Origin of the sequence: Streptosporangium sp. H16 (assembly GCF_051918855.1) — a bacterium.
In the GTDB taxonomy this organism is placed as follows: domain Bacteria; phylum Actinomycetota; class Actinomycetes; order Streptosporangiales; family Streptosporangiaceae; genus Streptosporangium.
Genome location: NZ_JBPXMD010000023.1, coordinates 94,747 through 120,517, shown reverse-complemented (window position 1 = coordinate 120,517; position 25,771 = coordinate 94,747). Strand labels below are relative to the sequence as shown.

General features: G+C 71.6%; 23 protein-coding genes, 3 tRNA genes and 1 pseudogene. 8 read left to right on the top strand and 19 right to left on the bottom strand.

Annotated elements, in window-relative coordinates:
• Window positions 1–49: 49 nt before the first annotated feature.
• Window positions 50–1,024: an NAD(P)-dependent alcohol dehydrogenase gene (locus ACTOQ2_RS31625; RefSeq protein ID WP_440104482.1), complete on the top strand. Its 975-nt coding sequence runs from the start codon at window positions 50–52 to the stop codon at window positions 1,022–1,024.
• Between the two features lie 68 nt (window positions 1,025–1,092).
• On the opposite strand, the gene ACTOQ2_RS31620 is transcribed toward ACTOQ2_RS31625, so the two are convergent.
• Window positions 1,093–1,164: transfer RNA gene (locus ACTOQ2_RS31620), tRNA-Met, on the bottom strand.
• A gap of 249 nt (window positions 1,165–1,413) precedes the next feature.
• On the opposite strand from ACTOQ2_RS31620, the gene ACTOQ2_RS31615 reads away from it, so the two are divergent.
• Window positions 1,414–1,755 carry a hypothetical protein gene (locus ACTOQ2_RS31615; protein WP_440104481.1) on the top strand — a complete coding sequence of 114 codons (342 nt, stop codon included), beginning with the start codon at window positions 1,414–1,416 and terminating at the stop codon, window positions 1,753–1,755.
• Window positions 1,756–1,989: 234 nt separating this feature from the next.
• Here ACTOQ2_RS31615 and ACTOQ2_RS31610 read toward each other — a convergent pair whose 3' ends face one another.
• Window positions 1,990–2,541: a BP74-related protein gene (locus tag ACTOQ2_RS31610; RefSeq protein ID WP_440104480.1), complete on the bottom strand. Its 552-nt coding sequence runs from the start codon at window positions 2,539–2,541 to the stop codon at window positions 1,990–1,992.
• A 324-nt stretch (window positions 2,542–2,865) separates the two neighbouring features.
• Between ACTOQ2_RS31610 and ACTOQ2_RS31605 the strand changes: the two genes are divergently transcribed.
• Window positions 2,866–3,546, top strand: coding sequence for an HNH endonuclease family protein (locus ACTOQ2_RS31605; protein WP_440104479.1), 681 nt, complete (start codon window positions 2,866–2,868; stop codon window positions 3,544–3,546).
• Complete coding sequence (locus tag ACTOQ2_RS31600) at window positions 3,543–3,809, top strand: hypothetical protein (RefSeq protein ID WP_440069934.1); 267 nt, start codon at window positions 3,543–3,545, stop codon at window positions 3,807–3,809. Before ACTOQ2_RS31605 ends, ACTOQ2_RS31600 begins: the two co-directional genes overlap by 4 nt.
• A 145-nt stretch (window positions 3,810–3,954) precedes the next feature.
• Here the strand turns inward: ACTOQ2_RS31600 and ACTOQ2_RS31595 are convergent, their stop codons facing one another.
• From ACTOQ2_RS31595 to manA, 6 genes and pseudogenes are all read right to left on the bottom strand, one after another.
• On the bottom strand, window positions 3,955–6,204 hold the full coding sequence (locus tag ACTOQ2_RS31595; protein WP_440104478.1) for a hypothetical protein: 2,250 nt from the start codon (window positions 6,202–6,204) through the stop codon (window positions 3,955–3,957).
• Window positions 6,205–6,418: 214 nt separating this feature from the next.
• Complete coding sequence (locus tag ACTOQ2_RS31590; protein WP_440104496.1) at window positions 6,419–7,000, bottom strand: hypothetical protein; 582 nt, start codon at window positions 6,998–7,000, stop codon at window positions 6,419–6,421.
• Window positions 7,001–8,219, bottom strand: a pseudogene (locus ACTOQ2_RS31585) (RNA-guided endonuclease InsQ/TnpB family protein); the annotation flags it as partial. It abuts the gene before it with no gap.
• The gene (locus ACTOQ2_RS31580) at window positions 8,204–8,758 is read right to left on the bottom strand and encodes a hypothetical protein (RefSeq protein ID WP_440104477.1); all 555 of its coding nucleotides are present in this window, start codon (window positions 8,756–8,758) and stop codon (window positions 8,204–8,206) included. The pseudogene ACTOQ2_RS31585 and the gene ACTOQ2_RS31580, both read right to left, overlap by 16 nt.
• Before the next feature lie 180 nt (window positions 8,759–8,938).
• Window positions 8,939–9,145, bottom strand: a complete 207-nt coding sequence (locus ACTOQ2_RS31575) for a hypothetical protein (protein ID WP_440069929.1) — start codon at window positions 9,143–9,145, stop codon at window positions 8,939–8,941.
• A gap of 502 nt (window positions 9,146–9,647) precedes the next feature.
• Window positions 9,648–10,751 carry a mannose-6-phosphate isomerase, class I gene (gene manA, locus ACTOQ2_RS31570; RefSeq protein WP_440104476.1) on the bottom strand — a complete coding sequence of 368 codons (1,104 nt, stop codon included), beginning with the start codon at window positions 10,749–10,751 and terminating at the stop codon, window positions 9,648–9,650.
• Window positions 10,752–11,327: 576 nt separating this feature from the next.
• Here manA and rfbC point away from each other — a divergent pair.
• Window positions 11,328–11,921: a dTDP-4-dehydrorhamnose 3,5-epimerase gene (gene rfbC / locus ACTOQ2_RS31565; protein ID WP_440104475.1), complete on the top strand. Its 594-nt coding sequence runs from the start codon at window positions 11,328–11,330 to the stop codon at window positions 11,919–11,921.
• Between the two features lie 133 nt (window positions 11,922–12,054).
• Here the strand turns inward: rfbC and ACTOQ2_RS31560 are convergent, their stop codons facing one another.
• Window positions 12,055–13,032, bottom strand: a complete 978-nt coding sequence (locus ACTOQ2_RS31560; protein WP_440104474.1) for a TetR/AcrR family transcriptional regulator — start codon at window positions 13,030–13,032, stop codon at window positions 12,055–12,057.
• 254 nt (window positions 13,033–13,286) lie between these two features.
• Between ACTOQ2_RS31560 and ACTOQ2_RS31555 the strand changes: the two genes are divergently transcribed.
• Complete coding sequence (locus ACTOQ2_RS31555; protein ID WP_440104473.1) at window positions 13,287–14,831, top strand: MFS transporter; 1,545 nt, start codon at window positions 13,287–13,289, stop codon at window positions 14,829–14,831.
• Here ACTOQ2_RS31555 and ACTOQ2_RS31550 read toward each other — a convergent pair.
• Window positions 14,737–15,807, bottom strand: a complete 1,071-nt coding sequence (locus tag ACTOQ2_RS31550) for a carboxymuconolactone decarboxylase family protein (RefSeq protein WP_440104472.1) — start codon at window positions 15,805–15,807, stop codon at window positions 14,737–14,739. The genes ACTOQ2_RS31555 and ACTOQ2_RS31550 overlap by 95 nt on opposite strands.
• Before the next feature lie 218 nt (window positions 15,808–16,025).
• Here ACTOQ2_RS31550 and ACTOQ2_RS31545 point away from each other — a divergent pair, with 218 nt between their 5' ends.
• Window positions 16,026–17,252, top strand: a complete 1,227-nt coding sequence (locus ACTOQ2_RS31545; RefSeq protein ID WP_440104471.1) for a sensor histidine kinase — start codon at window positions 16,026–16,028, stop codon at window positions 17,250–17,252.
• Between the two features lie 37 nt (window positions 17,253–17,289).
• Complete coding sequence (locus ACTOQ2_RS31540) at window positions 17,290–17,961, top strand: response regulator (RefSeq protein WP_440104470.1); 672 nt, start codon at window positions 17,290–17,292, stop codon at window positions 17,959–17,961.
• Window positions 17,962–17,991: 30 nt separating this feature from the next.
• On the opposite strand, the gene ACTOQ2_RS31535 is transcribed toward ACTOQ2_RS31540, so the two are convergent.
• From ACTOQ2_RS31535 to ACTOQ2_RS31495, 9 genes are all read right to left on the bottom strand, one after another.
• Complete coding sequence (locus ACTOQ2_RS31535) at window positions 17,992–18,909, bottom strand: NAD(P)H-binding protein (RefSeq protein WP_440104469.1); 918 nt, start codon at window positions 18,907–18,909, stop codon at window positions 17,992–17,994.
• A 222-nt stretch (window positions 18,910–19,131) separates the two neighbouring features.
• Complete coding sequence (locus ACTOQ2_RS31530; RefSeq protein ID WP_440104468.1) at window positions 19,132–19,680, bottom strand: hypothetical protein; 549 nt, start codon at window positions 19,678–19,680, stop codon at window positions 19,132–19,134.
• Window positions 19,677–20,135 (bottom strand): hypothetical protein, encoded by a 459-nt coding sequence (locus tag ACTOQ2_RS31525; protein ID WP_440104466.1) that lies wholly within the window; start codon window positions 20,133–20,135, stop codon window positions 19,677–19,679. Before ACTOQ2_RS31525 ends, ACTOQ2_RS31530 begins: the two co-directional genes overlap by 4 nt.
• 34 nt (window positions 20,136–20,169) lie before the next feature.
• Window positions 20,170–20,952: a hypothetical protein gene (locus ACTOQ2_RS31520; protein WP_440104465.1), complete on the bottom strand. Its 783-nt coding sequence runs from the start codon at window positions 20,950–20,952 to the stop codon at window positions 20,170–20,172.
• 25 nt (window positions 20,953–20,977) lie between these two features.
• A complete protein-coding gene (locus ACTOQ2_RS31515) occupies window positions 20,978–21,460 on the bottom strand; it encodes a hypothetical protein (RefSeq protein ID WP_440104464.1) in 483 nt (160 codons plus the stop codon).
• Window positions 21,461–21,508: 48 nt separating this feature from the next.
• The gene (locus tag ACTOQ2_RS31510; RefSeq protein ID WP_440104463.1) at window positions 21,509–23,050 is read right to left on the bottom strand and encodes a hypothetical protein; all 1,542 of its coding nucleotides are present in this window, start codon (window positions 23,048–23,050) and stop codon (window positions 21,509–21,511) included.
• Window positions 23,047–24,498: a pyridoxal phosphate-dependent decarboxylase family protein gene (locus ACTOQ2_RS31505; RefSeq protein ID WP_440104462.1), complete on the bottom strand. Its 1,452-nt coding sequence runs from the start codon at window positions 24,496–24,498 to the stop codon at window positions 23,047–23,049. The genes ACTOQ2_RS31510 and ACTOQ2_RS31505 overlap by 4 nt, the downstream gene beginning before the upstream one ends.
• Before the next feature lie 1,105 nt (window positions 24,499–25,603).
• Window positions 25,604–25,675, bottom strand: a tRNA-Val gene (locus tag ACTOQ2_RS31500).
• 14 nt (window positions 25,676–25,689) lie between these two features.
• Window positions 25,690–25,760 (bottom strand) — tRNA-Cys (locus ACTOQ2_RS31495).
• Window positions 25,761–25,771: the final 11 nt, after the last annotated feature.

The following is a 25,771-nucleotide window of genomic DNA, read 5'->3' as shown; positions in this document are numbered from 1 at the left end:
TGAGTGAGAGATTTCCACCAGATCCCCACATGATCGGTACAATTCAGCTATGAAGGCTGCGGTCCGCACCAGATATGGCCCACCGGAAGTGGTTCGTTTCGAGGAGGCGGAGAAGCCGGCGGTAAAGGACGGCGAGCTCCTCATCAAGGTCCACGCGACGACGGTCAATCGCACGGACTGCGGGTTACGCGCGGCGAAGCCCTTCATCTGGAGACTCTTCACCGGGCTCGTCAGGCCGAAGGTGAGAATTCTCGGAACCGAGTTCGCGGGAGAAGTCGAGACGGTGGGCGCCGGCGTCACCTCCTTCAAAGTCGGCGACAGGGTGTTCGGATACAACGACACTTCGTTCGGGGCCCACGCCCAGTACATGTCGATCCCCCAGGACGGCGCGCTCGCGATCATTCCGGAGGGGCTGACCTACGCGGAGGCCGCTCCCAGCACCGAGGGCTCGCACTACGCCCTCACGCTCATCAGGACGGCGAGGATCCGCAGCGGGCAGGACGTCCTCGTCTACGGGGCGACCGGGGCGATCGGCTCGGCGGCGGTCCAGCTCCTGAAGGGGCTCGGCGCCGGCGTGACCGCGGTCTGCGACACCAGGAACGTCGAGCTGGTCAGAGGGCTGGGGGCCGACAGGGTCGTCGACTACACGGCCGAGGACTTCACGAAGGACGAGCAGAAGTACGACGCCGTCATCGACGCGGTCGGCAAGAGCTCGTTCGGCCGGTGCAGGCGGCTGCTGAAACCGCGCGGGATCTATCTCGCGTCGGACCTGGGCACCCTGTCGCAGAATCTGGTCCTGGCGCTCGTCACCCCGCTGTTCGGCGGCAGGAAGGTCATGTTCCCCGTCCCGAAGCAGGACGACCGGGAGATGGCGCGCTATTTCAAGGGACTGATCGAGTCCGGCGATTTCACACCGGTCATCGACCGGCGATATCCGCTGGAAGAGATCGTCGAGGCGTACCGGTACGTCGAGACGGGCCAGAAAACGGGAAATGTTGTGATTGTCGTCGAGCATTCCAGCTAGAGCAGAAAGGCGCCCGATCGCCCCGGGCCACCGAACACGCGGGAGCGGCGGCCACCACGTGTCGAGAGTATCGGGAACAGGATTCGAACCTGCGACCTACGAATTATGAGCCCGCCGAGCTACCACTGCTCCATCCCGACCTGTTGAAACGAGATTACCGACCGGCTCCGGCGGCCTCATCCCATTTTCCGGGGCGGCCGGGACCGGCGGCGTGAACGGGGCCGGGCCGGAAGCGGCCGGGCGGAGAACTCCCCCCGGCGCGGGAAAGACGGGCCGGGCCCGCGTCGCCGTACGGGCGGATGGTTTGCCGCACCTCACGCGGGGCAGGCGGCCGGAGCTGGGAAATATCGTTTCCGCTCACCGCCGGCGGCGAGGAAGGTGCGATCCCGATGAACGTGCACACACTGTCGGTCGCGTTCAGCTGGGCCCTTTTCGCGGCCGCGTGCGTGATGGCCGCGCACGCCGTTCACGTGCTGGTGACGGGCCGGGCTCCGCGCGCGCTCTCCGGACCTGGCCGGATCCTGCGGGTGAGGTCGTACGCGTGGTCGATGCTGTTCTTCGCGTTCTTCGCCGTCTCGACGGCCTCGCCTCGGCTGCTTGGCTGGACGGACCAGCTGTCGCTCACCGCCTTCACCCTGCTCGCGCTCGCCTTCGTGGTGGTGGCTCTCACGCTGATGGCGAGGGCGAAGAAGGTGCTGGTCCCCACGACCTCGCGCGACCGGGAGATGTGACGGCGCCTCCTCAGCAGGTCCTCGCCGGGACGTACGCGACCGGCCGCGGGGACCGGCGGGCCACACCCCGTGGCACCTGGTATCGCAGGAGTGTGGCCCGCGTGGCGGCGAGAGCCCGCGGGGCACCGCCGGGCGCGGCCGTACGGCGAGAGCGCGCCGGCGATCACCGGCTCCGCCCGGGCGGCCATCGCTCCTGAGGGGGCGGTCGCCGGCCGTGAACCCGTCGGGCGAGAATCAGGGGGCGGGAACCTCGGCGACGAGCCTGGAACTCCAGGGACAGAAGAAGCAGCCGGGCAGGAAGGCGCCGCACGCCTCGTCGAGGTGGTCCTCGACGTAGGAGAGTGTCGCGTCGCAGACCTCGATGGCCATCTCGAAGAAGTCGATCGTGTTCGAGTCGAGGTGGAAGCCGTAGGCGGGGTTGTACGGGGCCGGCCTCTTGATGATCCGGCCCATGACGTGCGTCCTCGAGGTCTCCTGGCCGCTGATGATCCGCCGGGCGTGCTCGATCTTCCCGGGGTCGGTGAGCTTGATGACGAGTGGCTCGGGGGAGCCGGCGGTCGTCATCGTGAAGTAGGCCGGCTCGGTCTCGGCGGCCGGCGAGGGCGCACCGGTCTCGGCGGGGCCGGCCTGGACGGAAAGGGGCGTCGCGCAGGCGCGCGGTGTGGGCGCGGCCTGAGCGGGCGCGGCCATCATGGTGGCGAGCATCGCCACGGCAGCCAGACAGCCGGTCCTGGTGAAGAAGCGTCGCACGGGTTCCTCCTGGGCCCTGCGGGCCGTGACCGCCACGGCTCCAACGCTCTTCTAGGACTCCTCTCCTGCCGATCACCCGGTCCCACACCGTGCTTGATCAATAAATCTCCGCCCCTTGCCGGGACTTTCCCCGCCGTCGCCGGCCCCGTTGACCTGGTGATCCACCGATCCCCGGCGCGAGCTCGTGACATCGGGGGCAGGAGGCGGAAAAGCCGCACGGCCGCACCCGGCCGTCGTCCGCGGCGGCTCCGGCCGGCCGGCCCCGCGGGGAGGGAATGTTCTCTCACAGATCCGCCACTCTCCGTGGCGACGACGGCGTTTCTCGTCACTCGCGACGATCGCTGCTGGTAGTGGTGGCACATGCCGACACGACAATGGCGCCACACGGCCGCCACTCTCGCAGCCCTGCCCACCCTCCTCGCCACTCTCGCCGGGCCGGCGGCCGCCGTGATCAGGCTGCCCGAGCCGTCAGTCCCGCCGATCGCCCGCGCCGAGCTGAACCTGCTGACCGTCGCGGAGCCGCGGTCGGCGGCCGGCTACAGCCGGGACCGCTTCCCGCACTGGAGCACGCGCGCCGCGGCCTGTGACGCCCGCGAGACCGTGCTGGCGCGCGACGGCCAGAACGTGCAGCGCGACGACGCCTGCCGGGCGGTGTCGGGCTCCTGGTACTCGGCCTACGACGGGCGCACCCTCAGCTCGGCCGACGACGTCGACGTCAGCCACATCGTGCCCCTGGCCAACGCCTGGCGCTCCGGCGCCGACACCTGGACCGACGCCGAGCGCGAGAGTTTCGCCAACGATCTGGAGCGGCCGCAGCTGCTCGCCGTCTCCGCCGCGTCGAACAGGAGCAGGGGCGACCAGGGGCCGGAGTCGTGGAAGCCGCCGCTCGCTGCCTCCCGCTGCATGTACGCCCGCGCCTGGGCGGATGTGAAGTACCACTACCGCCTGACCGTCACCGCCGAGGAGAAGGCCGCCCTCGCCGAGATGCTCGACACCTGCCGGCCCCAGCCGGCCGGCGAGGACCGTAAGCGAGCGACGTGACCGGCCGCGAACACTACGACAACCAGGTGCTCGCCGGGCCCGGCGGGGTGATGACCGACGAGGCGGGGGTCATCACCGGCGATCTGGTCGTACGCACCGAGGTCCACGACGACCAGGCCCACGTCGCGGTGCAGTACCTCGGCGCGGAGGAGTGGTACACCCTGACCGGCAGCCCCGCCCCGCTGGCCGGTCACACGGGCGAGGAGGTGCACGAGGCGGTGCTGGCCGCCATCCAGGCGGGCCTGCCCGGCGGGCTCGGCTGATTCGGTCCCGGCCGGTCCGACGGCCCCGGCCACGCGCCGGGGCTGGGGCGGGGGACAGCGCCGGACACAGGGCCGGAGACAGGGCCGGAAACAGGGCCGGGGAGACAGGGTCGGGGAGACAGGGCTATGGAGGCAGGGCCGGGGCTCACGCCGGTCTGGCGAGCCGGGCGAAGGAGAGCACGACGACCGTCGACAGCAGCCAGCCCAGCAGGCCGGCCACGTTCAGCAGCGCCGAGGTCAGCGCCCCCGCCCGGCTGCGCGTCTCGGGGTACCACGTCGCGCGCTGGCCCAGCGAGATGAGCGGCACGACGGTGTCCACCGTGTAGAACAGCGGGTCGAAGCAGCGCACCTGCCCGTCCCCGCACGGCCCGGGACGGGCGCCGCGCCCCGCCGCGGTCGCCGTGCCGTCGGCCGGCGCCGCCACGTCGTCCACGGTGACCAGCCTGCCGTCCACCGCGTAGACGTTGCCTCGCGGATCGGTGGCCCGCAGGGTCTCCTGGACCGCCGGGCTCAGCATCATGACGCCCACCAGGGCGAGCAGGGCGCCCAGCAGCCACAGCACCCGGCCCGGCCGGTAGCCGTAGCCGACGGTGAGCCCATAGAGCAGGTCGCGGGCGTTCCTGACCAGCCGGCGCGGCGACCGGCCCTCCGGCGACGGCGCCCGCCTGGCCTGCCGGCGCTGCTCGATGAGCAGCCGTTCGGCCTCCGCGGCGTGGCCGTGCTGGCGGAACACCCTGGCCGCCTGCTCGTACGGGCCGGCGTCGAAGGGGACCATCCCGCGCAGCCAGTCGCGACGGGCCCGCCAGTCCCAGGCGCCGTCGAAGCGGTCGTAGACGAATCCCGAGATCATCGAGTTCCGCGGCCACCCGGCCGGGTCGTCGGCGAGCAGCGTGGTGGACGCGCCGGTCAGGTCCACCAGCGGCGGGACCTCGGCCCAGCGCAGGCGCATGCCGCCGCGCGCCGTGGCCGACACCGCCTCGATCCCTCCGGCGAAGGTGCCGCGCTCACAGTCGATCCGCCCCTCCACCGCGCACCGGTTCAGCAGCACCCGGCCCTCGGCGGTGAAGCCCTCCTTGAGCAGGATCGATCCCCGTACCACCGCCTGCTGGAGCAGGAGCGCCTCGGCGCCCAGGTTGAGCAACCGGGCGCGGTGGGCGTCCAGGGCGCCGCCGATCGTCGCAGAGCGGAACCGCAACCTGCCGCCGGTGGCCTCCATCTCCCGCAGGTCCACCATGCTGTCGACGACCACGCCCTGGGCCGCGATGAGCGAGTTCCTCTCCGGCAGGCTCCACCGGGTTCCCCGGAGAATGAGGCCGCCCCTGATGTGCGCCCCCGCCAGGCGCAGCGTGCCCTGGACCGCCGTTCCCTCCTCGATGAGGAGGTTGGAGCGCACCTCGGCGTTGGTCAGGTCGAGGGCGCGCCCTCCGCCGACCGCGAGCTCGCACCCCCGGTGGATCCGCACGGTGCTGAAGGAACCCATCGAGAGGTCCACGCCGCCGCCGATCCGGCACTCGCCCTCGACGCTGAGATCCCCGCCCACGAAGAGGCCGGGGGCGCTGATCGCGGTTCCGCCGTCGCGCCTGCTGGAGTATCCGGCGCCGCCGATCGCCTCGGTGGGCTCGAGGGTGGCGTCGCGGATCAGGAACTGGCCGGAGATCCGGGCGTTGCCCAGGTCGACGCGGCCGCGGATCAGCGGGCGACGGCCCGTCTGGTCGTCGATGAGGAAGACGCTGCCGCCGATCTGCGCGTCGCCCAGGTCCAGGGCCAGCCCGCGGTCGGGGCGGGTCAGCCGGGCACCGGTCAGGTCCAGCGAGCCCGCCACCTGAACCCCCAGCAGCCGCATCCCGCCGCGTGCCTCGAAGCCATGCAGCAACCGGATCGTCCCGCCGACCCGCATCCGGTCGGCCTGGACCGCCCGCATCGCGGAGTCGATGACCGTGTCCAGGCAGATCAGGCGCCCGCCGATCTCCGACTCGCACAGCCAGACGGCCGCGCTGCGGGAGGTGCTGGCCGAGGTCCACAGGTCGCCGGTGACGTGCGACCTGGACAGGTCCAGGTCGCGGCGGACCCGCAGCCCGTTGGCCAGGACTCCCGGCACCGCGCAGCCGTCCAGCACCAGCAGGTGCAGGTCGGCCCCCTCCAGCAGAACGGGCCGGTCGAACACGCAGCCGGTGAAGCGCAGGGGGAAGGGCACCTCCATCCCGCTCAGGTCGAGGTCGCCGCCGATTCTCGCGCCCTGGATCGCCAGCCCGCGCGGGTCTATCTCCTCGCGGCCGCGCCGGCACAGCTCACGGACCAGGCGGCCCTCGACGACGAGCTCCTCGCCGTCCCGCGCCCGCAGGACCCGGCCCGCCACGCAGGCCCGCAACAGGGTCACCTCGTCGATCACGGTCATGCCGCGCGGCCTCCCGTCGGTCCAGGAGAAACAGGGGGAAGCCGGCTCCTCGGCGGGAACCGGCCCGGCCACCCTACCCAGGGGCTCGCGGTGTGGCCTCGACGCGGCGACGGGGACGCGGGCCGCCCCGGCCGCCGTCGCGCCCGCTGCGGCGGGCGTCCCGGTCGCCGCGCGCTGCGGCCGCCGCCGTCCAGGCCGCTGTCCGGGCCGCTGCCTAGGCCGGTGACGCGAGCCGTTTCACCTGGTCGCGGGCGTTCGCGTTGAGGTTCGCCTGGAGCAGCCCGTTGTTGACACCGGGGTCGCAGGCGGTCAGGACCCGGACGGCCGCGGGCGGTCCTTCCGGGTAGCCGAACAGGAGCAGGAGGGTGTCGTCCTGTGCGCCTCCGCCTCCGCCTCCGCGGCACACGTTCTCGCTCGGCAGGGTGTCCAGGGAGTTCAGCGTCGCCGCCAGGGCCGCGGCCGTCGGCCCGCCGTGTTCCAGCCGGGGAGACGGCCTGTCGTACGTGGCCCGCCCGCAGATCAGGACCGAGACGGGTTCGCCGGGCACCATCCGCTCGTTCTGTCCCCGGCGCCCGGGAAACCCTCGGCAGGGGTCGTCCGGCGGCGTGGGGCTCCACGTGCCGGTCCGGTAGGCGGCGGTGATGTCCCGCCCGACGTACGAGCGGCTGCCGACGGTGCCGTTCGTCGTCGTCACGCAGGAGTTGACCTCCTCGGCGCTGCCCACCCACAGGGCCTCCCCGCGGGGATAGGCGAACCTGTTGACATCTTCCCCCTCCTGAAGGAGGGGGATTCCCACGGTCGCCCGTGAGGGTTCCTGCTTCAGTGCCGGTTGCCTGCCCGAGAGGACTCTCGTTGAGGTCTTGCACCAGCTCCACAGGCGTTTCACCTCTCCGCCAGCCCGGCGGCGAGCACGTTCTTGGCCGCGTTCACGTCCCGGTCATGGATCGCGCCGCAGGCGCACACCCACTCGCGGACGTGCAACGGCATCGTGTCCTGCAGCGCCCCGCACGCCGAGCACAGCTTCGAACTGGGAAAGAAACGGTCGACGACCAGCAGTTCCCGCCCGTACCACTGCGTTTTGTACTCCAGCATCTGGCGCATCCGGCGCCAGGAGGCATCGGAGATGGCGCGGGCCAGCTTCCGGTTTTTCACCAGGTTGCGCACGGTGAGGTCTTCGATCACGACCGTTTGGTTTTCACGGACGAGCCGAGTGGTGAGCTGGTGCAGGTGATCTCGGCGCCGGTCGGTGATGCGGGCATGCACCCGGGCCACCTTGAGTTTCGCCTTCCGCCGGTTGGCCGAACCCTTCTGCGTGCGGGCCAGGCGCCGCTGCGCCTTGGCCAGCTTGCGCCGGTCGGCCCGCTCATGCCGGGGGTTGACGATCTTCTCTCCGGTGGAGAGCGTCGCCAGCGCCGTGATCCCCGCGTCCACCCCGACCCTGTTTTCGGTCGGCGCCAGCGCCCGGATCGTCTCCTCCACCAGGAGGGACACGAACCAGCGTCCGGCGGCGTCCTTGGACACGGTCACGGTGGACGGCTGCGCCCCCTCGGGCAGGGGGCGCGACCACACGATCGCCAGCGGCGCGTCCATCTTCGCCAGCGTCAACCGGCCCTCGCGCCAGCGGAACGCCGAGCGGGTGTACTCGGCCGAGGCCCGCGACTTCTTGCGGGACTTGAAGGTCGGGTACCTGGCGCGTTTGGTGAAGAAGTTCACGAACGCGGCCTGCAGATGGCGAAGCGCCTGCTGCAGCGGGACCGACGACACCTCGTGCAGGAACGCGAGGGTGTCGGTTTTCTTCCACTCCGTCAGCGCGGCCGACGACTCCACATAGGAGAGGCGACGGCCTTCCAGCGTGTAGGCGCGGGTCCGTTCTTCCAGGGCTTTGTTGTAGACCAGCCTTCCAGGGCTTTGTTGTAGACCAGGCGGGCGCAGCCGAACGTCCGGGCAAGCTCGGAAGCTTGCTCGGGGGTCGGGTGGAAGCGGTACTTGAACGCCCGCTTCACGGTCTGCGCCATGCCTCACACAATACTGCAAGATCAGCTAAGAACCGTGTGTGTTCTCTACGGCGGTCCGCCTGACGGCGAATCGCCTTCTCCTGCCCTGCTCCGCAGAAGTCCGATTCCTCCCCCGCCTGAAGGCGGGGGCCTCCTCGGAGGTATCCGATGAGGTAGTTGGTCATCGCCCCGCCCCCCTGCGTGCACGGGCCGCCGGGATCGGCCGTGGTCACCGGGAGGTAGTCCAGGTCGCGGGCCATGGCCCCGGCCTCGGCGGTCAGGATCCGGGATCCGGCGAGCCGCTCTCCTCCCGGGCGCGCGTTGTGCCCCGGGTAGGCGCAGATCATCGCCGTGACCGGCTCTCCGGGGACGAGCGACTCCTCGACCCCGTCGAGGTCGGCGGCCGCGGGCACCCATCCGCCGGGCCTGTCGCCGTCCCAGCGCTCCGGGCACGAAGCCGGCACGGACGACGGCGCGCGCACCGCCTGCGAGATCAGCGCGGACGCCGCGCACACCGCCGTCACGGCCAGGGCGATGCGGACACTGTGGAGAATCCTCACGATGCTGGAACGTCAATCCCCTGAGAAAGGTTCGGACGGTGGTGGGAAGGAGCCGTACGTCTCGCCGGCTCGGGGATCTTCCGCGAGATTTCCGCGTACGCGTCAGGTGTCGGGCGGCGCTCCGTCTTCCGGTGGGAAGTGGGCGGGAACGTCGGGCGGTTCTTCACGCCTGCCTCCTGGTCACTTCCTGGGGGCGAATCCGTGCCTGACCTCGCCCTTGGTGCAGCGCGGGCAGGGGCGGTACTGGCGAGGGAAGAAGGTGGCTTTCAGCGTGCCAGATCCGCTGCATTTGCGGCATTTCGATAGATAGTTACGGATCCAATCGGAAATAACCCATATGGCGAGAACGGCGATGATGAGCAGCGCGGTTTCCACGGTGAACTCCACCTGGTGAGGGTTCCATGAGGCCTTCCCTCATAACACCCCGTGTTCACGCCGACGCGTTACGTTTCGATGGGCGGTATATCGCCTGCTCATATCAGTTGCGGCGCACCCGGAATTATGATTACCCCTCTTGCGGGGTTTTGGGGTGGGGCGGCGGGCGGTGCAGACCGATCGGCACCGGAGAAACCGGACGGCACGCCTTCATCCCCGCGCCCGTCCCCGGCTCCCCCCGTGGGAGCCGGGACCGGGACGCTCAGCCGGTCGCGAGGTGCTCGGCCTCGTGGTGCAGTACCTCGACCAGGATCAGCTCCAGACGGAGGTCCGGATCCGTGAGGTCGTCGGACGGTGTCATCGAATACCTCCAGCCTCGCCGGTGGGGACGCCCCGCCTACCTCTGGGGTGTATCCGCCATACCAGGCCGGTATGAACGTGAGGGCCCCGCCCGGCGTCCCGCGCGGTCCCGCCCTCCGGCCCCCGGCGCCCTCAGGGGCGGCCGGGGAGCACGTCAATCGATTCCGGGTTCGGCCCAGAAGACCGTTCCCGAGCCGTGCAACCCGACGGGCCCGTGGGCGGCGGGGACGAAGACAGACTCGCCGGGACGCAGGGTGTGCTCGCCGGTCTCGACCTCGCCCTCGGTGCACAGCAGGATGCGCGGCACCCCGCCCTCCAGAGTGAGGCCGGAACCCGGGACGGCCGTCCCGAGGCGGAACTCGGGGACGGGGGTCCGGTAGAGGTTGCCGACCGGCTCGACCCGCAGGGCCGGGACCGAGGGGTCGGTGACCCGCAGCAGCTCCTCCACGTCCATCGGCTTGCCGGTCAGCCCGGCGCGCAGCACGTTGTCGGAGCCGCCCATGATCTCCACGCCGAACCCGCTCAGGTAGCAATGCAGGACCCCGGCGCCCAGGAAGAGCGCCTCGCCCGGCCGCAGCTCGTGGCGCCGCAGGAACAGCGGTGCCAGGCAGGCGGGGTCCTCCGGGTGGATTCCCGCCAGGCGTACGACCAGCTCGTTGTCGGGGCCGCCGGCGGCCGAGGCGGCCCGCGTGACGGCGGCCACGAGGTCCGCCCTGCCGTCCTTCGGCCACTCCACCAGGGCACGGAGCGCGGCGGAGGCGTCTCCGGCGGCCAGCGGCGCGACGACGGGCTCCAGCTCCGCGACGCCCAGCCCGCCGATGAGGGCCGCCGCCTCCCGGGGAGGACGGAATCCGGCCAGCGCGGTGAACGGGGTCAGCGCGCAGATCAGCTCGGGCTTGGGGAACGGGTCGACGTAGGTGCCCCGGGCGAACCCCTCCCGCGCCTGCTCCTGCGAGGGGTGGACCTGGAGCGAGAGCGGCAGGTCCACGGCGATCAGCTTCAGCAGGTACGGCAACCGCGAGCCGAACCGCTCGACGGTCTCCTCGCCCAGCTCGGACACCGGGTCGGCGGCCACCGTCTCGGCGAGGGAGTGCCACGTCCCTGCGCGCAGCACCGACGAGGAGCCGGACGGGTGGGTGCCGAACCACATCTCCGCCTCGGGCAGCTCCGCGGGGGAGGGGCGCCCGGCCAGCGTGGCGATCGCCGTGCGCGAACCCCAGTCGTAGTTCTTCACCGGGTTGCGCAGGAGGTCCGTCATGACGCCTCCGCCGATGCGGGCGCGGCGGTGCCGGGCCGCCCGCGGCCGTTCTCCGGCCGGGAGGACCGTCGCGCGCGCGTGCCGCCGGGCCCGGCCTTGCCTGCCGCCGCGCGGGCGGCGGGGATGAAGGAGTCGTTCATGGTCCCCTGTGTCCGTGTGAGTCCGTGAGCGGGAATCGGAATGCCGCAGAACGCCGATGTTACGCGTCCTCGATGTCGTACGGCCGCCGGGGCGTGCCAAGACACCGTACGGCCGGCAGGGCGTGCGCCAGGATCTGGTGCCCGGGAGCCGGGGACGGTCGCGTACCGGCGGGAGCGTGACACTCCCCGCCGTCTCCGCTGGCCGGAAGTGGCCAGATCGGCCGGTCGCCGGCCTGACGGGTGCCCACCTGGGACAACCCGGTCACGGCGCCCCGGAACGGTCCCGCGGAAGGCCGTGCGCGCCTTCACGACGTACGGCGGCGGGTTCACAGCGGGCCGGTGGTCCTGGAGACTCCGCTGGGGAGCACCCGCCACGCGTGCCGTTCCTCCGGGAGCCGCCCCCGGACGGGGCGGGATCACGGAAGGAGAGGTGAGCATGCGTTCGCTCGGTATCGAGGGTGCGTGGGTGTTCGAACCGAGGATTTTCCTCGACGACCGGGGCGGTTTCCACGAGTGGTTCCGCCTGGAGGCCTTCCGCGAGACCACCGGCCAGACCCTGGTCCTCTCGCAGGCGAACTACTCGGTCTCACGCCGGGGGGCACTGCGCGGCGTGCATTTCGCCGATGTCCCACCCAGTCAGGCCAAATACATCAAATGCGTCAAAGGTGCGGTTTTCGATGTGGTCGTCGACATCCGCGTCGGATCGCCCACCTTCGGGCAGTGGGAATCGGTGATCCTGGACGACGAGGACCACCGGGCCGTCTACGTCTCCGAGGGGCTCGGGCACGCCTTCATGGCGCTGACCGACGACGCGATCGTGGTGTATCTCTGCTCCGAGGGATACGCGCCGGGGCGCGAGCACGGGATCGATCCGCTCGACCCGGAGCTGGGGATCGAGTGGCCCTCGGGGGTGGCGCCGCTGCTGTCGGACAAGGACGCGAAGGCCCCCACCCTCGCCGAGGCCCGGCGGCAGGGCCTGCTCCCCGCGTACGAGGAGTGCAGCCGGCTCTACGCCAGGCTCCGGGCCTGAGGCGGCGTCTGGCTGTCATGGGGATTCGGCGGCCGAGGCTTCCGGCCCCACCGCCGCGGCCTTTCCGCCGCCTCGGGACGTCGCGCCCGCGGGCTTGACGTCGTGCCCCGGCTCTCCGCCGTGTGCCGGCCGGTCAACCCCCGGCCGGTCGGCCCCCGGCCTCGTCAGCCCCCGGCCCCGTCCGATGGCCCTCTATCAGGACGGCGAGACCGTCGAGAAGGCGCCGCAGCCCGAACTCGAACCACTCGTCGAGGTCGATCGCGTCGCCCCGCTCCTGGTGGAGCCTGGACAGCATCGGGAACCGGCCGGACTCCAGGATCTCCTGGAGCATCGGGGCCTTCAGGGCGCGCCACTGCCTCGCGGTGACACCGGTGCGCCGCTCGCTCTCCACCTCGTTGACGAGCAGCAGGGCCCAGCCCTGCACGTGGGCGCTCACCATGATGGCCACCCGGTGCATCGTCATCAGGTCCAGTCCGAGACCGTCGACGGCCCGCATCGACCGTTCGACGTCGGCCAGCACGTTCGGCCCGAGCGGCGGCTGGGGCGTGGCGATGACCCGCAGCACCCACGGATGCCTGGAGTACATCGCCCACTCCCGCCTCGCGGCGAGCTCGAGCCCCGCGCGCCAGTCCCCGGCAACGGGGTCGCAGGGCGCGTTCTCGCCGAAGACGGCCTCGACCATCAGCTCGATCAGGGTGTCCTTGCCCGGCACGTAGCGGTACAGCGACATCGTGCCCGCCCCCAGTTCGGCCGCGACGCGGCGCATCGACAGTGCGTCCAGTCCCTCGGCGTCGGCGACGCGGATCGCGGTGCGGACGATCCGCCCGGTGCTCAGCCCGTCCTGAGGCTCACGGCGCTCCGGCCCGGTCTCCGCCGTCGGCTCGGTCTCCGCCGTCCGGTCGCCCCCTTCGGCGGGCTTCGCCCGCTCGGTCCGTGCGAGCGTGCCGGAGGCGTCGCGGGCAGGCGTGAGGGAGGGCCCGGGAGGGGTGGCGGCCCGCTCGGCCGCCCTGGTCCGGTACGCCCGCGCCTGGCACGCCCGCGAGCAGTAGCGGGGACGCCGCCCCCGGCGCGCCGCGTTCAGGGGTTCCCCGCACTGTACGCACGTCGACATGCGTTGCCCTCGCTCGATTACGTCACTTCCAGCTGTCGGTGACGAAATTCTAGCACGCGTTTTTGTGACGTAATAACTGCGGCCAGGTAAGGTCGGCGTGATGAAATTTCCAGCAGGACGAAAAAATAAGCCCTATTTCGCAGGAAAAAAGCGGTAATCTTGCACGCCGATTGGATCATTGATGATTCCCGACCCTTGTGCGTACGATGTATGCGTCCAGGTGCGTACGCTGTACTCGCGAAAGGTCGGGATTCATGATGAAAGGTGCGGCGGGGAAAAGGGAGTGGCTCGGCCTCGCGGTGCTGGTGCTGCCTGTGCTGCTCGTCTCGGTGACGGTGACGGTGCTGTACTTCGCGCTGCCCTTCCTGAGCGCGGACCTCGCGCCCACCGGATCCCAGCTGTTGTGGATCGTCGACGTCTACGCGTTCCTGCTGGCGGGTCTGCTGGTCGCGATGGGCGCCCTGGGCGACAGGATCGGCCGCCGCAGGCTGCTGCTGATCGGCGCGGCCGTCTTCGGCGTCACGTCCGTCGCCGCCGCGTACGCTCCCAGTGCCGAGCTGCTCATCGCGGCCCGCGCCCTGCAGGGGGCCGCGGCGGCGAGCCTGATGCCGCCGACCCTGGCGCTGATCCGCGACATGTTCCGCGACCCGCGGCAGCGCCGGACGGCCGTCGCGCTGTGGGCCGCGAGCTTCGCCGGGGGAAGCGTGCTCGGACCGATCGTGGGCGGGTGGCTGCTGGAGCGCTTCTGGTGGGGTTCGGTCTTCCTGATCAGCGTTCCGGTCATGGTCCTGCTGCTGGTCCTGGGGCCCTTCCTGCTGCCCGAGCACCGAGCCCCGGCCTCGGGAGGGTTCGACCTGCCCGGTGCCGCGCTGTCGCTGGCGGCGGTGCTGCCGGTCGTGTACGGGATCAAGCAGCTCGCCACCGGCGGCCCGGCTCCGGTGGCGGTGCTCGCGGTCGCCGCGGGGCCGGCGCTCGGCGCCGCGTTCCTGCGCAGGCAGCGCGGCCTGGCCGACCCCATGCTCGACACGCGCCTGTTCGCCGACCGGGACTTCACCCTGCCGCTGGTCACGAGCACGCTCGCCGTCTTCGCGCTGGTGGGCCTGTTCTATTTCGTCGCGCAGTACCTGCAACTGGTGCTCGGGCTGGGGCCGCTGGTGGCCGGACTGCTGACGCTGCCCGCGGCCGGCATGGCGCTCGTCGGCTCGCTCCTGGCCGCGGGGATCTCGCGCCGGGTCCGCCCCGGGCACATCCTGGGCGCGGGCATGGCGCTCGCCGCCGCGGGGTTCCTGGTGGTGAGCACGCTCGACGCGGACTCCGGCCGGTGGCTGCTCGTCACCGGACTGCTCCTGCCGGGAGCGGGGATCGGCGCGGTGCAGGCTCTGGCCTCCGGGATGATCGTCGACGCCGCCCCGCCGGAGCGCGCGGGCTCGGCCTCGGCGGTCCTGGAGGCCGCCACCGAGCTCGGCGGGGCGCTCGGCGTCGCGACACTGGGCAGCGTGGGCCTGGCCGTCTACCGAGACCGGTTCGCCGCCATGGCCCCCGAGGACCTGCGCCCCGACGACTCGGGGGCGGCCGGGGAGGGACTGGGCGGGGCGGCCGGGGTGGCCGCCCGGCTGCCGGAACAGGCCGCGGCGGAGCTGCTCGACGTCGCCCGCACCGCCTTCACCGGCGGGATGCAGGTCGCCGCGCTCCTGTGCGCCGCCCTCATGGCGACGGCGGCGGCGTCGGCCGCGATCCTGCTCCGGACGGTGCCGGCAGATCCCGGCGGATCGACGCCTCGACGCCTTCGACAGCGGTGATCGCGCCGTACGCGAGCAGCCGTACCAGGTCGGCGTCGTCCGGATGGCCGGCACGCCAGGCCGCGACGTCGGCGTCGGTGACGCGGTACGGCGCCAGCGCGGCGAGCAGGGCGAGCCGCGCCCCCGGCCGGTCGGCGCCGGGCAGGTCCGCCAGCGGCCCGTCCAGCCACCCGCCGCCCATCGCGGGATGCTCGCCGTCCCACCCGCCGACGGTCTCCAGTACGGCCGCGCGGGCCCGCTCGCCGAGCAGCGCCCGGCCCGCGCCCGCCGCCTCCCGCAGCGCGGCGAAGGCGGTGCCCACCGGCGTGCCCGCCGCCCAGGCGGGCTCCGGGGTCGTGACCGGCCCCGCCAGCAGGGGAAGGCTCTCACCGGCCGGCCGCCGCCTGCGTACGGTACGGGCCAGCACCCTGCCACCCAGGCTGCGGACCAGCCGGGAGTCCTGCAGCCTGCCGGGCAGCATGCTGTCGGTCAGCAGGGCCGAGGCGATGCGGTTGACGAAGTGGAAGGTCAGGGCGGTGCCGACGTACTCGGCGGTGTGCTCCGCAGGGAACGGCGCCACCGGCGGCCGCGCAGTGCCCGCAGTGCCTGCAGTGCGGGTGGCCGTGGCCCAGCCGAGGAGCGCGGCGTGCCCGGGGTCGGCGGGCGTGCCGCTGCGCGCGATGACCTCGGCCAGTTCGTGGTCGCCGGTGGCGTGCAGGAGGGTGGTGTGCGCGGCCACGCAGTACGGGCACCGGTTGGCCACGGACACGCCGAGCGCGACCACCTCCCTGCCCGTCCTGGAGGCGGGCCCGGCCACGAGCGACTCGCGCAGCAGCGCCCAGGTGGCGGTGAGCAGGTCGGGCGCGGGGGAGAGCGTCATGAGGACGGGCATCCTCGCGAGGCCGAAGTCGGTGGCCGCCTGGCCGTAGACGTCGGCGATCCGGCCGGTCGCGGCCTCGGGCGTGACGGGAGTCACGTATCGGAAGGTGTTCGCCATCTACCGTCGTTTCCATCGTGGTGGGTGGTCGGAATGCCGCCGACCGATCCGGTGAGCCGATGGTCGCCGATCCGCCCGTCGCCGGGCGTCGCGCCGGCGGATGCTCTCGGACCCGGCACCGGGGGCGTAGCGGTCCCGGGGCTACTCCACCGGCAGTAGCCCCGGTCCCCTCTCCGCGGAGGAGGCGGCGAACACGGCGCCCGGTCTACTGTTCGAACATGAGTCGCATGTGCGGATGGCGCCGTCACGTGCGCGGGTTGCGGGGGCGCGCGTACGGATGGCGCGATCGGGTGCGCGGATGGGGTGGCAGGGTGCGCGGGCGGGGCGGTCGCGGGCAGGTGCCGGACGCGGCGCTCGCCGGGGGGATCGCCCTGCTGCTGGTGGCGGGCACGCTCGCCGGGCCCGCGCAGGGCGCCCCGCACGGGCCGGCCGAGTACGCGCTGCTGCTCGCCGGCGCCCTGTCGCTCGCGGTCCGGCGCCGCTTCCCGGCCGTGGTCGCGCTGGTCGCCGCGGTGTGCATGACGGCCTACTTCGTGCGGGCCGGCACCGGCCCCCCGGCGGCCTTCCCGGTGCTGGTGGCCGTCTACACCGCGGTCCTGGCCGGTCGCCGCGCCGCCGCCGTGGCCGCGAGCGCCGTGTTCCTGGGCGGCGACCTGGCGGCCGGCCTGTCGTCCGGGTCCGGAGGGGTCTCGCAGAACTCCACCGGCCTGCTGGTCGGCTGGTTCGTCGCCGCGGGCGTCATGGGCGTGGTCTCCCGCCACCGCGGGGACGACCTGAGACGGGCGGAGGAGCGCGCCGCCGAGGCGGAACGCACCCGCGAGGAGACGGCCCGCCGCCGCGCGGACGAGGAACGGCTGCGGATCGCCAGGGAACTGCACGACTCGCTCACCCACAGCATCTCCGTGATCAAGGTGCAGGCCGGGGTCGCGGTCCACCTCGCCCGCAAGCGGGGTGAGGAGGTGCCCGGACCGCTGCTCGCCATCCAGGAGGCCAGCGGGGAGGCCATGCGGGAACTGCGCGCCACCCTGGAGGTGCTGCGTGACGACGGGCCGCCCGGCAGCGGGCTCGACCGCCTCGCCGAGCTGGTCGAGCGGTCGCGGGCGACGGGCCTGCCCGCGACCGTGGTCGTGGACGGGGAGCGGCGGGCGCTCTCGGCGGACGTCGACCGCACCGCGTACCGGATCGTCCAGGAGGCGCTCACCAACGCCGCCAGGCACGCCGGTCCCGCGGTGGCGTCGGTGCGCATCACCTACGGTACGAAGGAGCTGACCGTGCAGATCGACGACGACGGCAGGGCGGCGCCCGGTGCCGACCCGGTGCCCGGGGTCGGGCTGAGCGGCATGCGCGAGAGGGTCACCGCGCTCGGCGGGCGGCTGCGCGCCGGTCCCCGCTCCGAGGGCGGTTTCCGCGTCCGCGCCGAGCTGCCCGTGGACGGTCCCGCGTGACGCGCGCCCGCGCCGGGCTCTCGCCGGAGGGCGCCCCGTGATCCGCATGCTGCTCGTCGACGACCAGGCGCTCATCCGCGCGGGATTTCGCGCCCTGCTCGACGCCGAGGACGACATCGAGGTGGTGGCCGAGGCGGCCGACGGGCTGCGGGGCGTCGCGCTGGCCGTCCGGCACGTCCCCGACGTCGTGCTCCTCGACATCCAGATGCCCGTCCTCGACGGTATCGAGGCGACCCGGCGGATCGCCGCCGACCCGGGCCTGGCCGGGGTGCACGTCGTGATCCTGACCAACTACGGGCTCGACGAGTACGTCTTCGACGCCCTGCGCGCGGGCGCGGCCGGATTCCTGGTCAAGGACACCGAACCCGAGGACCTGCTGCACGGTGTCCGGGTGGCCGCGCGGGGAGACGCCCTGCTCTCGCCCGCCATCACCCGCAAGCTGATCGACCAGTACGTCTCCCGTCCGCCCGACGTGGACACGGAGGACGTGCTGAAGGTCCTCACCAGGCGCGAGCGGGAGGTCGTGGCGCTGGTCGCCCGGGGCCTCAGCAACGACGAGATCGCCGCGCACATGGTGATCAGCCCGTTCACCGCCAAGACCCACGTCAGCCGCGCCATGATCAAAACCGGTGCCCGCGACCGTGCCCAGCTCGTCGTCCTCGCCTACGAGTCGGGCCTGGTCGCGCCCCGATCGGCGGGCGGCCCTTAGCCGGCAGGCCGGACCGGGCGGCGCGGGTGTTCACCGGGTGAAGTCGGCGGCCCGTTCCGCGACGAACTCCTCCACCGTCGTCGCGGGCCTTCCCGTGACCGCCTCGACGTCCCTGGTCGCCCGGTCGTAACGGTTCAGGCGGTGCAGGCGCGCCATGGTGATGACGTGCTCCTCGGTGTGCGCGGGGAGCCCGGCGGGGGAGAGGACCTCCTCGACCCAGGTGTCGAGCGGGACGTCCACGTAGGTGATCTTCCTTCCCAGCGCCCGGGAGTACTCCTCGGCGACACCGGTCATCTCCTGGGACCGTGGTCCGGTCAGCTCGTAGACGTTCCCGATGTGCGGTCGCGGGTCCTCCAGGATCGTGGCGACGACGGCCGCGACGTCGCCGGCCGCGACCGGTGACGTGCGGCCGGTGCCGAAGGGAAGCCGGATGGTCCCGCTGTCGGCGATGGAGCGCTCGGCCAGCGTCGTGAACATCGGGTTCTCCAGGAAGGAGGTGGGCCGGACGTGCACGACCGGAAGCCCGGACCAGTCGAGCACCTGCTCCGACAGCCAGTGCAGCCGCTGCTGGTGGGACTCCTCGGTGCTCAGCGCGCTCATCTGGGACACGGTCATCTGCGAGATGCCGACCAGGGCCTCCAGGGCGCCCACCGCGCGGGCGACCGTCGCGACGGTCGCGGTGGCCTCCAGGTACGACGGTGACACGCTCATGCCGAAGAACATCCGGGAACAACCGTCGAGGGCCTCGGCCACGTCGCCGGGCCGGGTGAGGTCGCCGATCACCACCTGGGCCCCGAGGGCGCGCAGCGCGTCCGCGCGCTCGTCGTCGCGGTGGGCCATCGCCCGAACGGGCAGGCCGTGTCCGCGCAGCAGCCCGGCCACGGTGCGGCCGACGCCCCCGATGGCCCCGCCGGCGCCGGTGACGAGGATGGGATCGTCGTCGGCCATCGCCGTGCCTCCTCACTGTCTCCTCACTGCCTCGCCACTGTCTCGCCACTGCCTCGCTCCCGAGCCCCGGCCGATCGCCCCTCACGGCTCACCCGGCGCTCCGACGTACCGTATTCGAGACGTTACTCCAGGCCACGGCGCCGCCGGGCCGCGGGGTCACCGGCCTGGACGCCAAGGCCGCCGGCCCGGTTCACCACACCGCGCCGGCGGCCCCGGACGCCGTCAGACGGGCAGTACCCGCAGGGCGGGGTAGCGGACCGAGTTCAGGTACAGCTTGTCGGTGCCGTGTTCCTTCTCCAGCTCCAGGACGAACCGATAGCGGTAGAGCCCCGGCCGGGCCTCGCTCATCACCGCCCCGGCCCAGTAGTAGTAGACGGCGGTGTACTGGTCGCGCATCCGGTCGGGAGCGCCGTAGACCTTGAGCTCGGTCATGATCCGGCGTTCGGCGACGTCGTCCTCGTCGCCCTTCTCGATGTCGAGGAAAACGATGTTGTTGATCTTCGGCATCGGGGGCCAGGTGCCGTCCGCGCCGCGGTGCATGTGGATCGGGCGGATGATCCAGTTGATCACCTGGCCCTGCTTGCAGATGGTCTCCAGATGGTCGCTGCCCTGCCCGATCCCGCCGACGCTGTTGTCCATCATGTAGAGGCAGCCTTCGAGGGACTTCGTCGCGGCGGCCCGCTCCATGTCGACGAGGGTCACCACGTTCAGCTGGACGGAGTTGAGCTGGCCGCGATCGGCGAAGTCCGTGGCCGCGTACGCCTGGGTCATCGGCCTTCCTTTCCCTCGTTGGCGGGACCGGCCAGGGCCGGCCGGGCGGTGGGGGTGAACGGCGTGCTGACGGTGCCGAGCAGGAACGAGAGCCGGTACGGGACCGGTTCGGTGAGGTCCTGCTTGACCTCGGCGGTCCAGAACACGATGTCGGTGCCGGGATACACCTTCTGCATGGGCTCGGCGATCCGCGGGTCGATCTCGATGTCGCTGAGGGACACGTAGGTCTCGCACTCCAGCGGGATCACGTTCCACAGCAGGGTGTCGCCCTTGCGTACCCGGCTGTGGAGCGCGGGGGTGCCGAAACCGGTGGACCCCGCGGCCTTGTTGGTGTCGTAGAAATAGAGGTTGTCGTCCAGGCTCTCCGACGCCAGCGCGGCCACGGGGTCGACCACCGCGGTGATCGTCACGGGCCGGGCGGGCTGGCGTTCTGGCTGCTTGTTCCTCGGGGGCATGCGGCTCCTCCGCTCGAAAACGCTCCGGATCTGGTCAGCGGACGGCCGGGACGGCCGGGAGGGGGAGCGCACCCACTCCGGCACCGGTGAACCCGTTTCGCTTCGGGTCGTTGATGATCTTGAGGCTGGACGTGCAGGTCATGTCCACGGACTGCCAGACCATCTCGTCGTTCTGCTCGACCAGCTCGTGCAGCTGGACGTGCACCGTGTACGGGTAGACCCCGGGCCGGCTCGTGTCCACGGTCGCGGCCCAGTACCAGCCGTCGTAGATCATGTCGGGCGACCCGTACTGGGCCGGGTACATGATCTTCTCCGTGACGGCCTCGCCGGTGATGTCGGTGATCACCGGAGCCGGGTAGTTGTACGCGGCGGAGCTGCTCGTGGTCTTGCCGGTGACGTCCAGCAGCTTGGCCGCGGTGAGGCCGCGCCCGCCGCCCTGCTTGCCGGCGCGCTTGCCGACCCGCCGCTGCAGCCGCTTGAGATCGGTGTCGCTCACGCCGTCCTCGGTGTTGAGCGAGGCCAGCTCGTTCAGCGTGCGCCGGTCGTCGGCGCGTTCCTGCTCGGCCAGGTAGTTGCGGGGCACTGTCGGGGGGATCGACCCCAGCGCCGCGGGCAGCCAGTTCAGCACCTGCTCGGTCGCCTGCGACCCGTCGAGGAAGTGGGTACCGGGCACGATCGTCACCAGCTGCTCGGTGCCCACCCCGGACGAGCCGAACAACTTCATGTTGTCGAACCAGTACGTGTTGCCGTCGAGCGACCGCGTCCGGAGCGCGTTCTCGACGTCGAAGAGCACGATGATCCCGTGTTGCTGGGCCATGAAACCGCCTTTCGCAGAACGTGGCTCACACGCGCAGCAGCGCGGGCGAGTCGATGTGCAGCACGCTGTTGGGGCCTTCGTGGAGCCTGAGGGAGAGCCGGTACCGGTACGGGACGCCGGGCGTCATGTCGTAGGGCACGACGCCCTCCCACACCAGCAGGTCGTAGTTCTCGTATCCGTTGGAACCCGTGGCGTCGGCCCTCGCCCCGGGCACGGCACCGGGCGCCGCGACGCCGGAGGGCGCGGCCTGGCCGGCCGGGGACGGGACGGCCGCGCCGGACAGGAACTCGATGGCCTGGATCTCGACCGGGGTCTGCACGTCCACGTGGATGGGGGTCCACTGGACGACCTGCCCCGGGGCCACCGCCGTGACGAGCTCGGGGGTCCCCTGGTGCCGGCTCCCCGCCGAGCTGTCGTCGACCAGCGAGAGATTGCCGTTGTGCAGCGTCCGGTCGGACAACGCCCCGACGGCGTCGACCATCACGACGATGCTGATTTTCTGTTTCATCGATCCTCCCTTGTCGGATGTCATGTGGGCGTACGGGCCACCACGTGCTCAGCCCCGGTCCCTGACCAGCGGCGTCTTGCCGACGGTGGTCCGTTCGATCTGCGGTGAGGAGGGGGGAACGAACACCAGCCGGAACCCGTATCCGGTCTGCTCGATGGCCGCCGCGTTGGCCTCCCGGTCGTTGAAGAGCGACAGGGAGCTCGGCAGCGCCTGGGTGAACAGCTGCCGCGTCCCGCTCGGGCCGAGCGCGTGCTCGACGGCCGCGGTCATGCCCTCGGCGTCGTCCACCGCCACCAGCAGGGTGAGGGTCCGGTCCTCACGGTGGTTGTGGAACTGGACCTCGTGCGCGACCAGGTCCAGGTCGACGCCGGTCGTCGAGCGCAGCCGCCCGCGCAGGGCCGCGTAGGCCAGCGTCGCCGAGTACTGGCTGTCGTTGAGGTGCAGCACGTCGGCGGTGCGCCCGGCGAACTCGAATCGCTCGGTGCGCAGCCCCGGCCCGTTCAGGGCGGGGCGGCGGATCATCCGGTCGCCGAGCTTGAGTCGGAGCAGCGGCGTCTCGTCGGCGTGCAGCCGGGTGACGACCAGCTCGCCCTCCTCGCCCTCGGCGACGGCTCGGCCGTGCTCGTCCACGATCTCCACCAGGTGCAGCCCCGGCACGGCCGAGAGCGCCGGCGAGGCGTGGTCGAGCTGGAGCCCGACGCACTCGGCCTGGGTGGCGGCGAAGTAGCTGAGGATCGACACGTTGGGGAAGAACGCCTGCAGCTCGTCGCGCTTGCGCTGCGGCAGGGAGCCGCTGCCGTACATGGCGACCCGGAAGCTCGCCCTGGCGTGCGGGGGCAGGCCCGCGCCCAGCTCCGGCAGGAGCGCGATGCCGGCGGTGATGCCCATCAGCGCCTTGTGGCCCGGGTAGGAGAACATGTGCTCCAGCACCGGCGCGCTCACCGGCCCCGCGCCGATGTAGTTGACCTCCGGGACGTGGGACAGGACGCCGCCGACCATGGTGCCGCTGCTCCACATCTGGTAGTCGGCCAGGGTGGTGAACAGCCAGCGCGGCGCGGGGCCGCGCAGGTAGCGGCCGAGCTGGTAGGCGCCCATGAACGCCCCGGCGATGCGGTAGGTGTCGCGCAGCTCCCGCAGGGAGTACACGATCTCCAGGGGCATGCCGTCACCGGTGCCGCCGCTGGCCACCACCTCGAACCCGCCGTGGTCGAGCGGCACGACCATCCCGGCCCGCGCGCCCATGAACATGTCCCGCTGCACGGTCTTGTCCGAGAGGGGGATCCGCTCCCACTCGGACATGTCGGCGGGCGCGTCGCGGATCCCGAAGTAGTGCAGCCGCTCGCGCCACAGCGGGTTGAGCAGCGCGATGCCGACGAGCTGCTGGAGCCGGCGGAACACCAGCGCGTTCTGGAGGTCGAGCGGGGACTCGCAGTACGGGACTCCGGCGAGCCGCCCGCACTCCTCCAGCTTCCCCGCGAACGACGGCAGCCGGGTGACGTCGTCCACCGAGCGGGGCCGCAGCTCCTCCTCGGGGATCAGCCGTGCCGCCAGCTCCGCCGAGGTGGTGATGTCCAGATCCGTCATGGTCATGAGTGACTCCCGTTTCGCTGGTCGTGCCGGGTCGTGGCGCTCGCGCGCAGCACCCGTTGCCCGATGTCCCTGATCTCGGCGATGAGCATCGCCAGGTGGTCGGCGTCGATCAGGTGGTTCATCACCACCACGCGCAGCGCCGCCACCCCGTCGATGTCGACCTTGGAGATGAAGAAGCGCCCGCCGCCCCGGATCCGGTTGCGGATCTCCAGCTGCAGCCGGTGCACGGTCGCCGGTTCCAGGCCGTCCGGCCGGTACCGGAAGCACAGGATGTTGGACTCCGGCTCGTGCGCCACGGCGAAGTCCGGCTCGGCGGCGAGCATCCGGTACGCCTGCCGGGTCATCGCGCACAGCCGGTCGATCCGCTGCGCGAACAGCGCCGGGCCGTAGACCGACCAGACCGTCCAGAGCGGCATGATCATCGGGCGTTTCGTGCACTCGAAGTTCTTGTCCGCGCTGTCGTAGGCGCTGTAGACGTCCGGTTCCTCGTCGAAGACGTAGCTGGCGCGCTGCCGGAACGCGCCGCGCGCCGACGTGCCGTCGCGGTAGAAGAGCAGCGTGCACGGCGCCGGCATGAACAGCATCTTGTGGGCGTCCCAGGTCAGCGAGTCGGCCTGCTCGATGCCGCGCAGCCTGTCCCGGTGCCGGTCCGACAGCAGCAGGCTCGCCCCGTGCGCCCCGTCCACGTGGAGCCAGAGCCCATGCCGGTGTGCCACGGCCGCGAGCTTCTCCAGCGGGTCGAAGGCGCCCATCGACGTGGTCCCGGCCGAGGCCACCAGGCAGAACGGTCGCAGGCCGCGCCGGTATGCCTCGGTCAGTGCCGGGCCGGCCAGATCGGGGCGGATCCGCCCGGCCCGGTCGACCGGGAGCCGGACGATCTGCCGCTCGCCGATGCCGAGCACCCCGGCCGCCCGGGTCACGCTGTAGTGGGCCTCCTCGCTGACCGCGATGGCCGGGGACCCCTGCATGCCGCCGGCGCCGCGCGTCCAGATCTGGGGGAAGGCGCGGTTGCGGGCGGCCAGCAGCGCGGTCAGGTTGGCCAGGGAGCCCCCCGAGGTCGTCACCATGGCGAACCGGTCGCGGCTCCAGCCGATGAACCGGTTGAGCTCCTCGGCCATGAGCCGCTCGGCGACGCTGGGGAGCTGCCCGGCCTCGTAGAAGGAGGAGGGCTGGTTGACCACCGAGCCGACCAGGTCCATGAGGCTGGCCAGCGGCACCACGCCGGAGAACTGCCGTCCCATGTAGCCGGGCGAGTACACCGGGATGCCGGTCCCGGTGTACAGGTCGACGATCTGGTTGACCCGGTCGGCGTCGAAGTCGGCCACGCGCTGCCGCTCCGGGGTCATCAGCCCCCGCGCGGCCTTCAGCAGCACCGCGGGGTCGAGGAGGTCGAGCCCCCGGACCGACCGGTCGCCCAGATACGTCGTCAGGCGGCTGACGATGTCCACGGCGCCGTCGTGGAAACGTCCGGGGTCGAAGGCCGCGGTGAGGGCCGGCGTGGGGGACCGGGAGCCTTCGCCGGTCGCCGGCTCTGGAGTCGTCGGCTCTGGAAAGGAACTCTGGACATCGGAAAGCGAACTCGTCACGGAGGAGGCTCCAAACGATCCGGCGTCGAGAACGCCATATGGTCGCGCCTGGACGGGAGTCCGGACATGGTGAATTGAACTCCCGGGCGATCACATGGAGGTTCTCGTGAATAAATACGTGATCTGCGATGGTGCGTCGGGCGAGAAATAGATCTCCGGCATCCGGGGCGCGAGGTGGAATTCGCGTCGCCGGGCCGTTTCGACGTGTTGGAACGGTCCAAATTCGGGAGGGAAGGTTGATCGGTGATGGTGGGGGATGGCACGATGGGCGTCGCCGCCCCTGCTCACGTCCTGTTCGAGCGGTCCGGATCGGTCCGGCGGCGCTGCCGCCGACGATCAGGATCGGGAGGAGATCCGTCGTCGACGAACAGCGATTAATCCGAGGTGAATTTCACTCGCCGGATACGTTGGCACGCCCGTCATGTAAGCGACCTAACCATTGATGACGTGAGGGGCGCAAGACCTCGGACGCAGGTGGAGTGGCAGATTCCGGCCACAGTTACTCACGCGCGGCGATTGGGATGGGGAGATGCTCGGTGACTCTTAGTTGTTTTGGGGCTTATGGGTTTTTCTTGCGAATGTGGATTAAGTCCGGCGTTTGAGGTCGCCCGGCGGAGGGCGGTCCTTCGCGCCGGGGACGCCCGGGCCCACGCCGAGGCCGAGATCTTCGAGGCCACCCTCGCGCTTGCGGAGCCCTCGATGGAAGCTTGCGGAGCCCTCGATGGAAGACCGTGTGAGGGCGCCGGGCCCCGCAGGGCGAGAAGGCTCCGGGCCGATCCCTCGATCCCGGGACCTCGGGGACTCCTGATGCGCCAGAACCGGGCATGTCGTCCCGAAAGGCCGAGGTGCCGGGGAAACCCGTTCGGGTGCGGCGCGAGGGGCTCCTGTGAGATCCGGGGCGACGGCCGAACGCGGGAGGCCAGATCCGAAGATCTTCGGATCTGGCCCCTGAGCTGGTAAAACCGGGTGGACGATACAGGGATTGAACCTGTGACCTCTTCCGTGTCAGGGAAGCGCTCTCCCGCTGAGCTAATCGTCCTCGCTGAAAACCAGAGGTGGAGACGGGATTTGAACCCGTGTAGACGGCTTTGCAGGCCGTTGCCTCGCCTCTCGGCCACTCCACCGAGTGGGGGGC

Bases quoted from the DNA above. Each gene is read 5' to 3' on its own strand.
- ACTOQ2_RS31525 (WP_440104466.1), bottom strand. From the start codon at position 20,135: ATGCCCCCGAGGAACAAGCAGCCAGAACGCCAGCCCGCCCGGCCCGTG.
- ACTOQ2_RS31550 (WP_440104472.1), bottom strand. From the start codon at position 15,807: ATGGCGAACACCTTCCGATACGTGACTCCCGTCACGCCCGAGGCCGCG.
- ACTOQ2_RS31515 (WP_440104464.1), bottom strand. From the start codon at position 21,460: ATGAAACAGAAAATCAGCATCGTCGTGATGGTCGACGCCGTCGGGGCG.
- ACTOQ2_RS31615 (WP_440104481.1), top strand. From the start codon at position 1,414: ATGAACGTGCACACACTGTCGGTCGCGTTCAGCTGGGCCCTTTTCGCG.
- ACTOQ2_RS31545 (WP_440104471.1), top strand. From the start codon at position 16,026: ATGAGTCGCATGTGCGGATGGCGCCGTCACGTGCGCGGGTTGCGGGGG.
- ACTOQ2_RS31605 (WP_440104479.1), top strand. From the start codon at position 2,866: ATGCCGACACGACAATGGCGCCACACGGCCGCCACTCTCGCAGCCCTG.
- ACTOQ2_RS31510 (WP_440104463.1), bottom strand. From the start codon at position 23,050: ATGACCATGACGGATCTGGACATCACCACCTCGGCGGAGCTGGCGGCA.
- ACTOQ2_RS31625 (WP_440104482.1), top strand. From the start codon at position 50: ATGAAGGCTGCGGTCCGCACCAGATATGGCCCACCGGAAGTGGTTCGT.
- ACTOQ2_RS31520 (WP_440104465.1), bottom strand. From the start codon at position 20,952: ATGGCCCAGCAACACGGGATCATCGTGCTCTTCGACGTCGAGAACGCG.
- ACTOQ2_RS31530 (WP_440104468.1), bottom strand. From the start codon at position 19,680: ATGACCCAGGCGTACGCGGCCACGGACTTCGCCGATCGCGGCCAGCTC.
- ACTOQ2_RS31535 (WP_440104469.1), bottom strand. From the start codon at position 18,909: ATGGCCGACGACGATCCCATCCTCGTCACCGGCGCCGGCGGGGCCATC.
- manA (WP_440104476.1), bottom strand. From the start codon at position 10,751: ATGACGGACCTCCTGCGCAACCCGGTGAAGAACTACGACTGGGGTTCG.
- rfbC (WP_440104475.1), top strand. From the start codon at position 11,328: ATGCGTTCGCTCGGTATCGAGGGTGCGTGGGTGTTCGAACCGAGGATT.
- ACTOQ2_RS31560 (WP_440104474.1), bottom strand. From the start codon at position 13,032: ATGTCGACGTGCGTACAGTGCGGGGAACCCCTGAACGCGGCGCGCCGG.
- ACTOQ2_RS31595 (WP_440104478.1), bottom strand. From the start codon at position 6,204: ATGACCGTGATCGACGAGGTGACCCTGTTGCGGGCCTGCGTGGCGGGC.
- ACTOQ2_RS31555 (WP_440104473.1), top strand. From the start codon at position 13,287: ATGATGAAAGGTGCGGCGGGGAAAAGGGAGTGGCTCGGCCTCGCGGTG.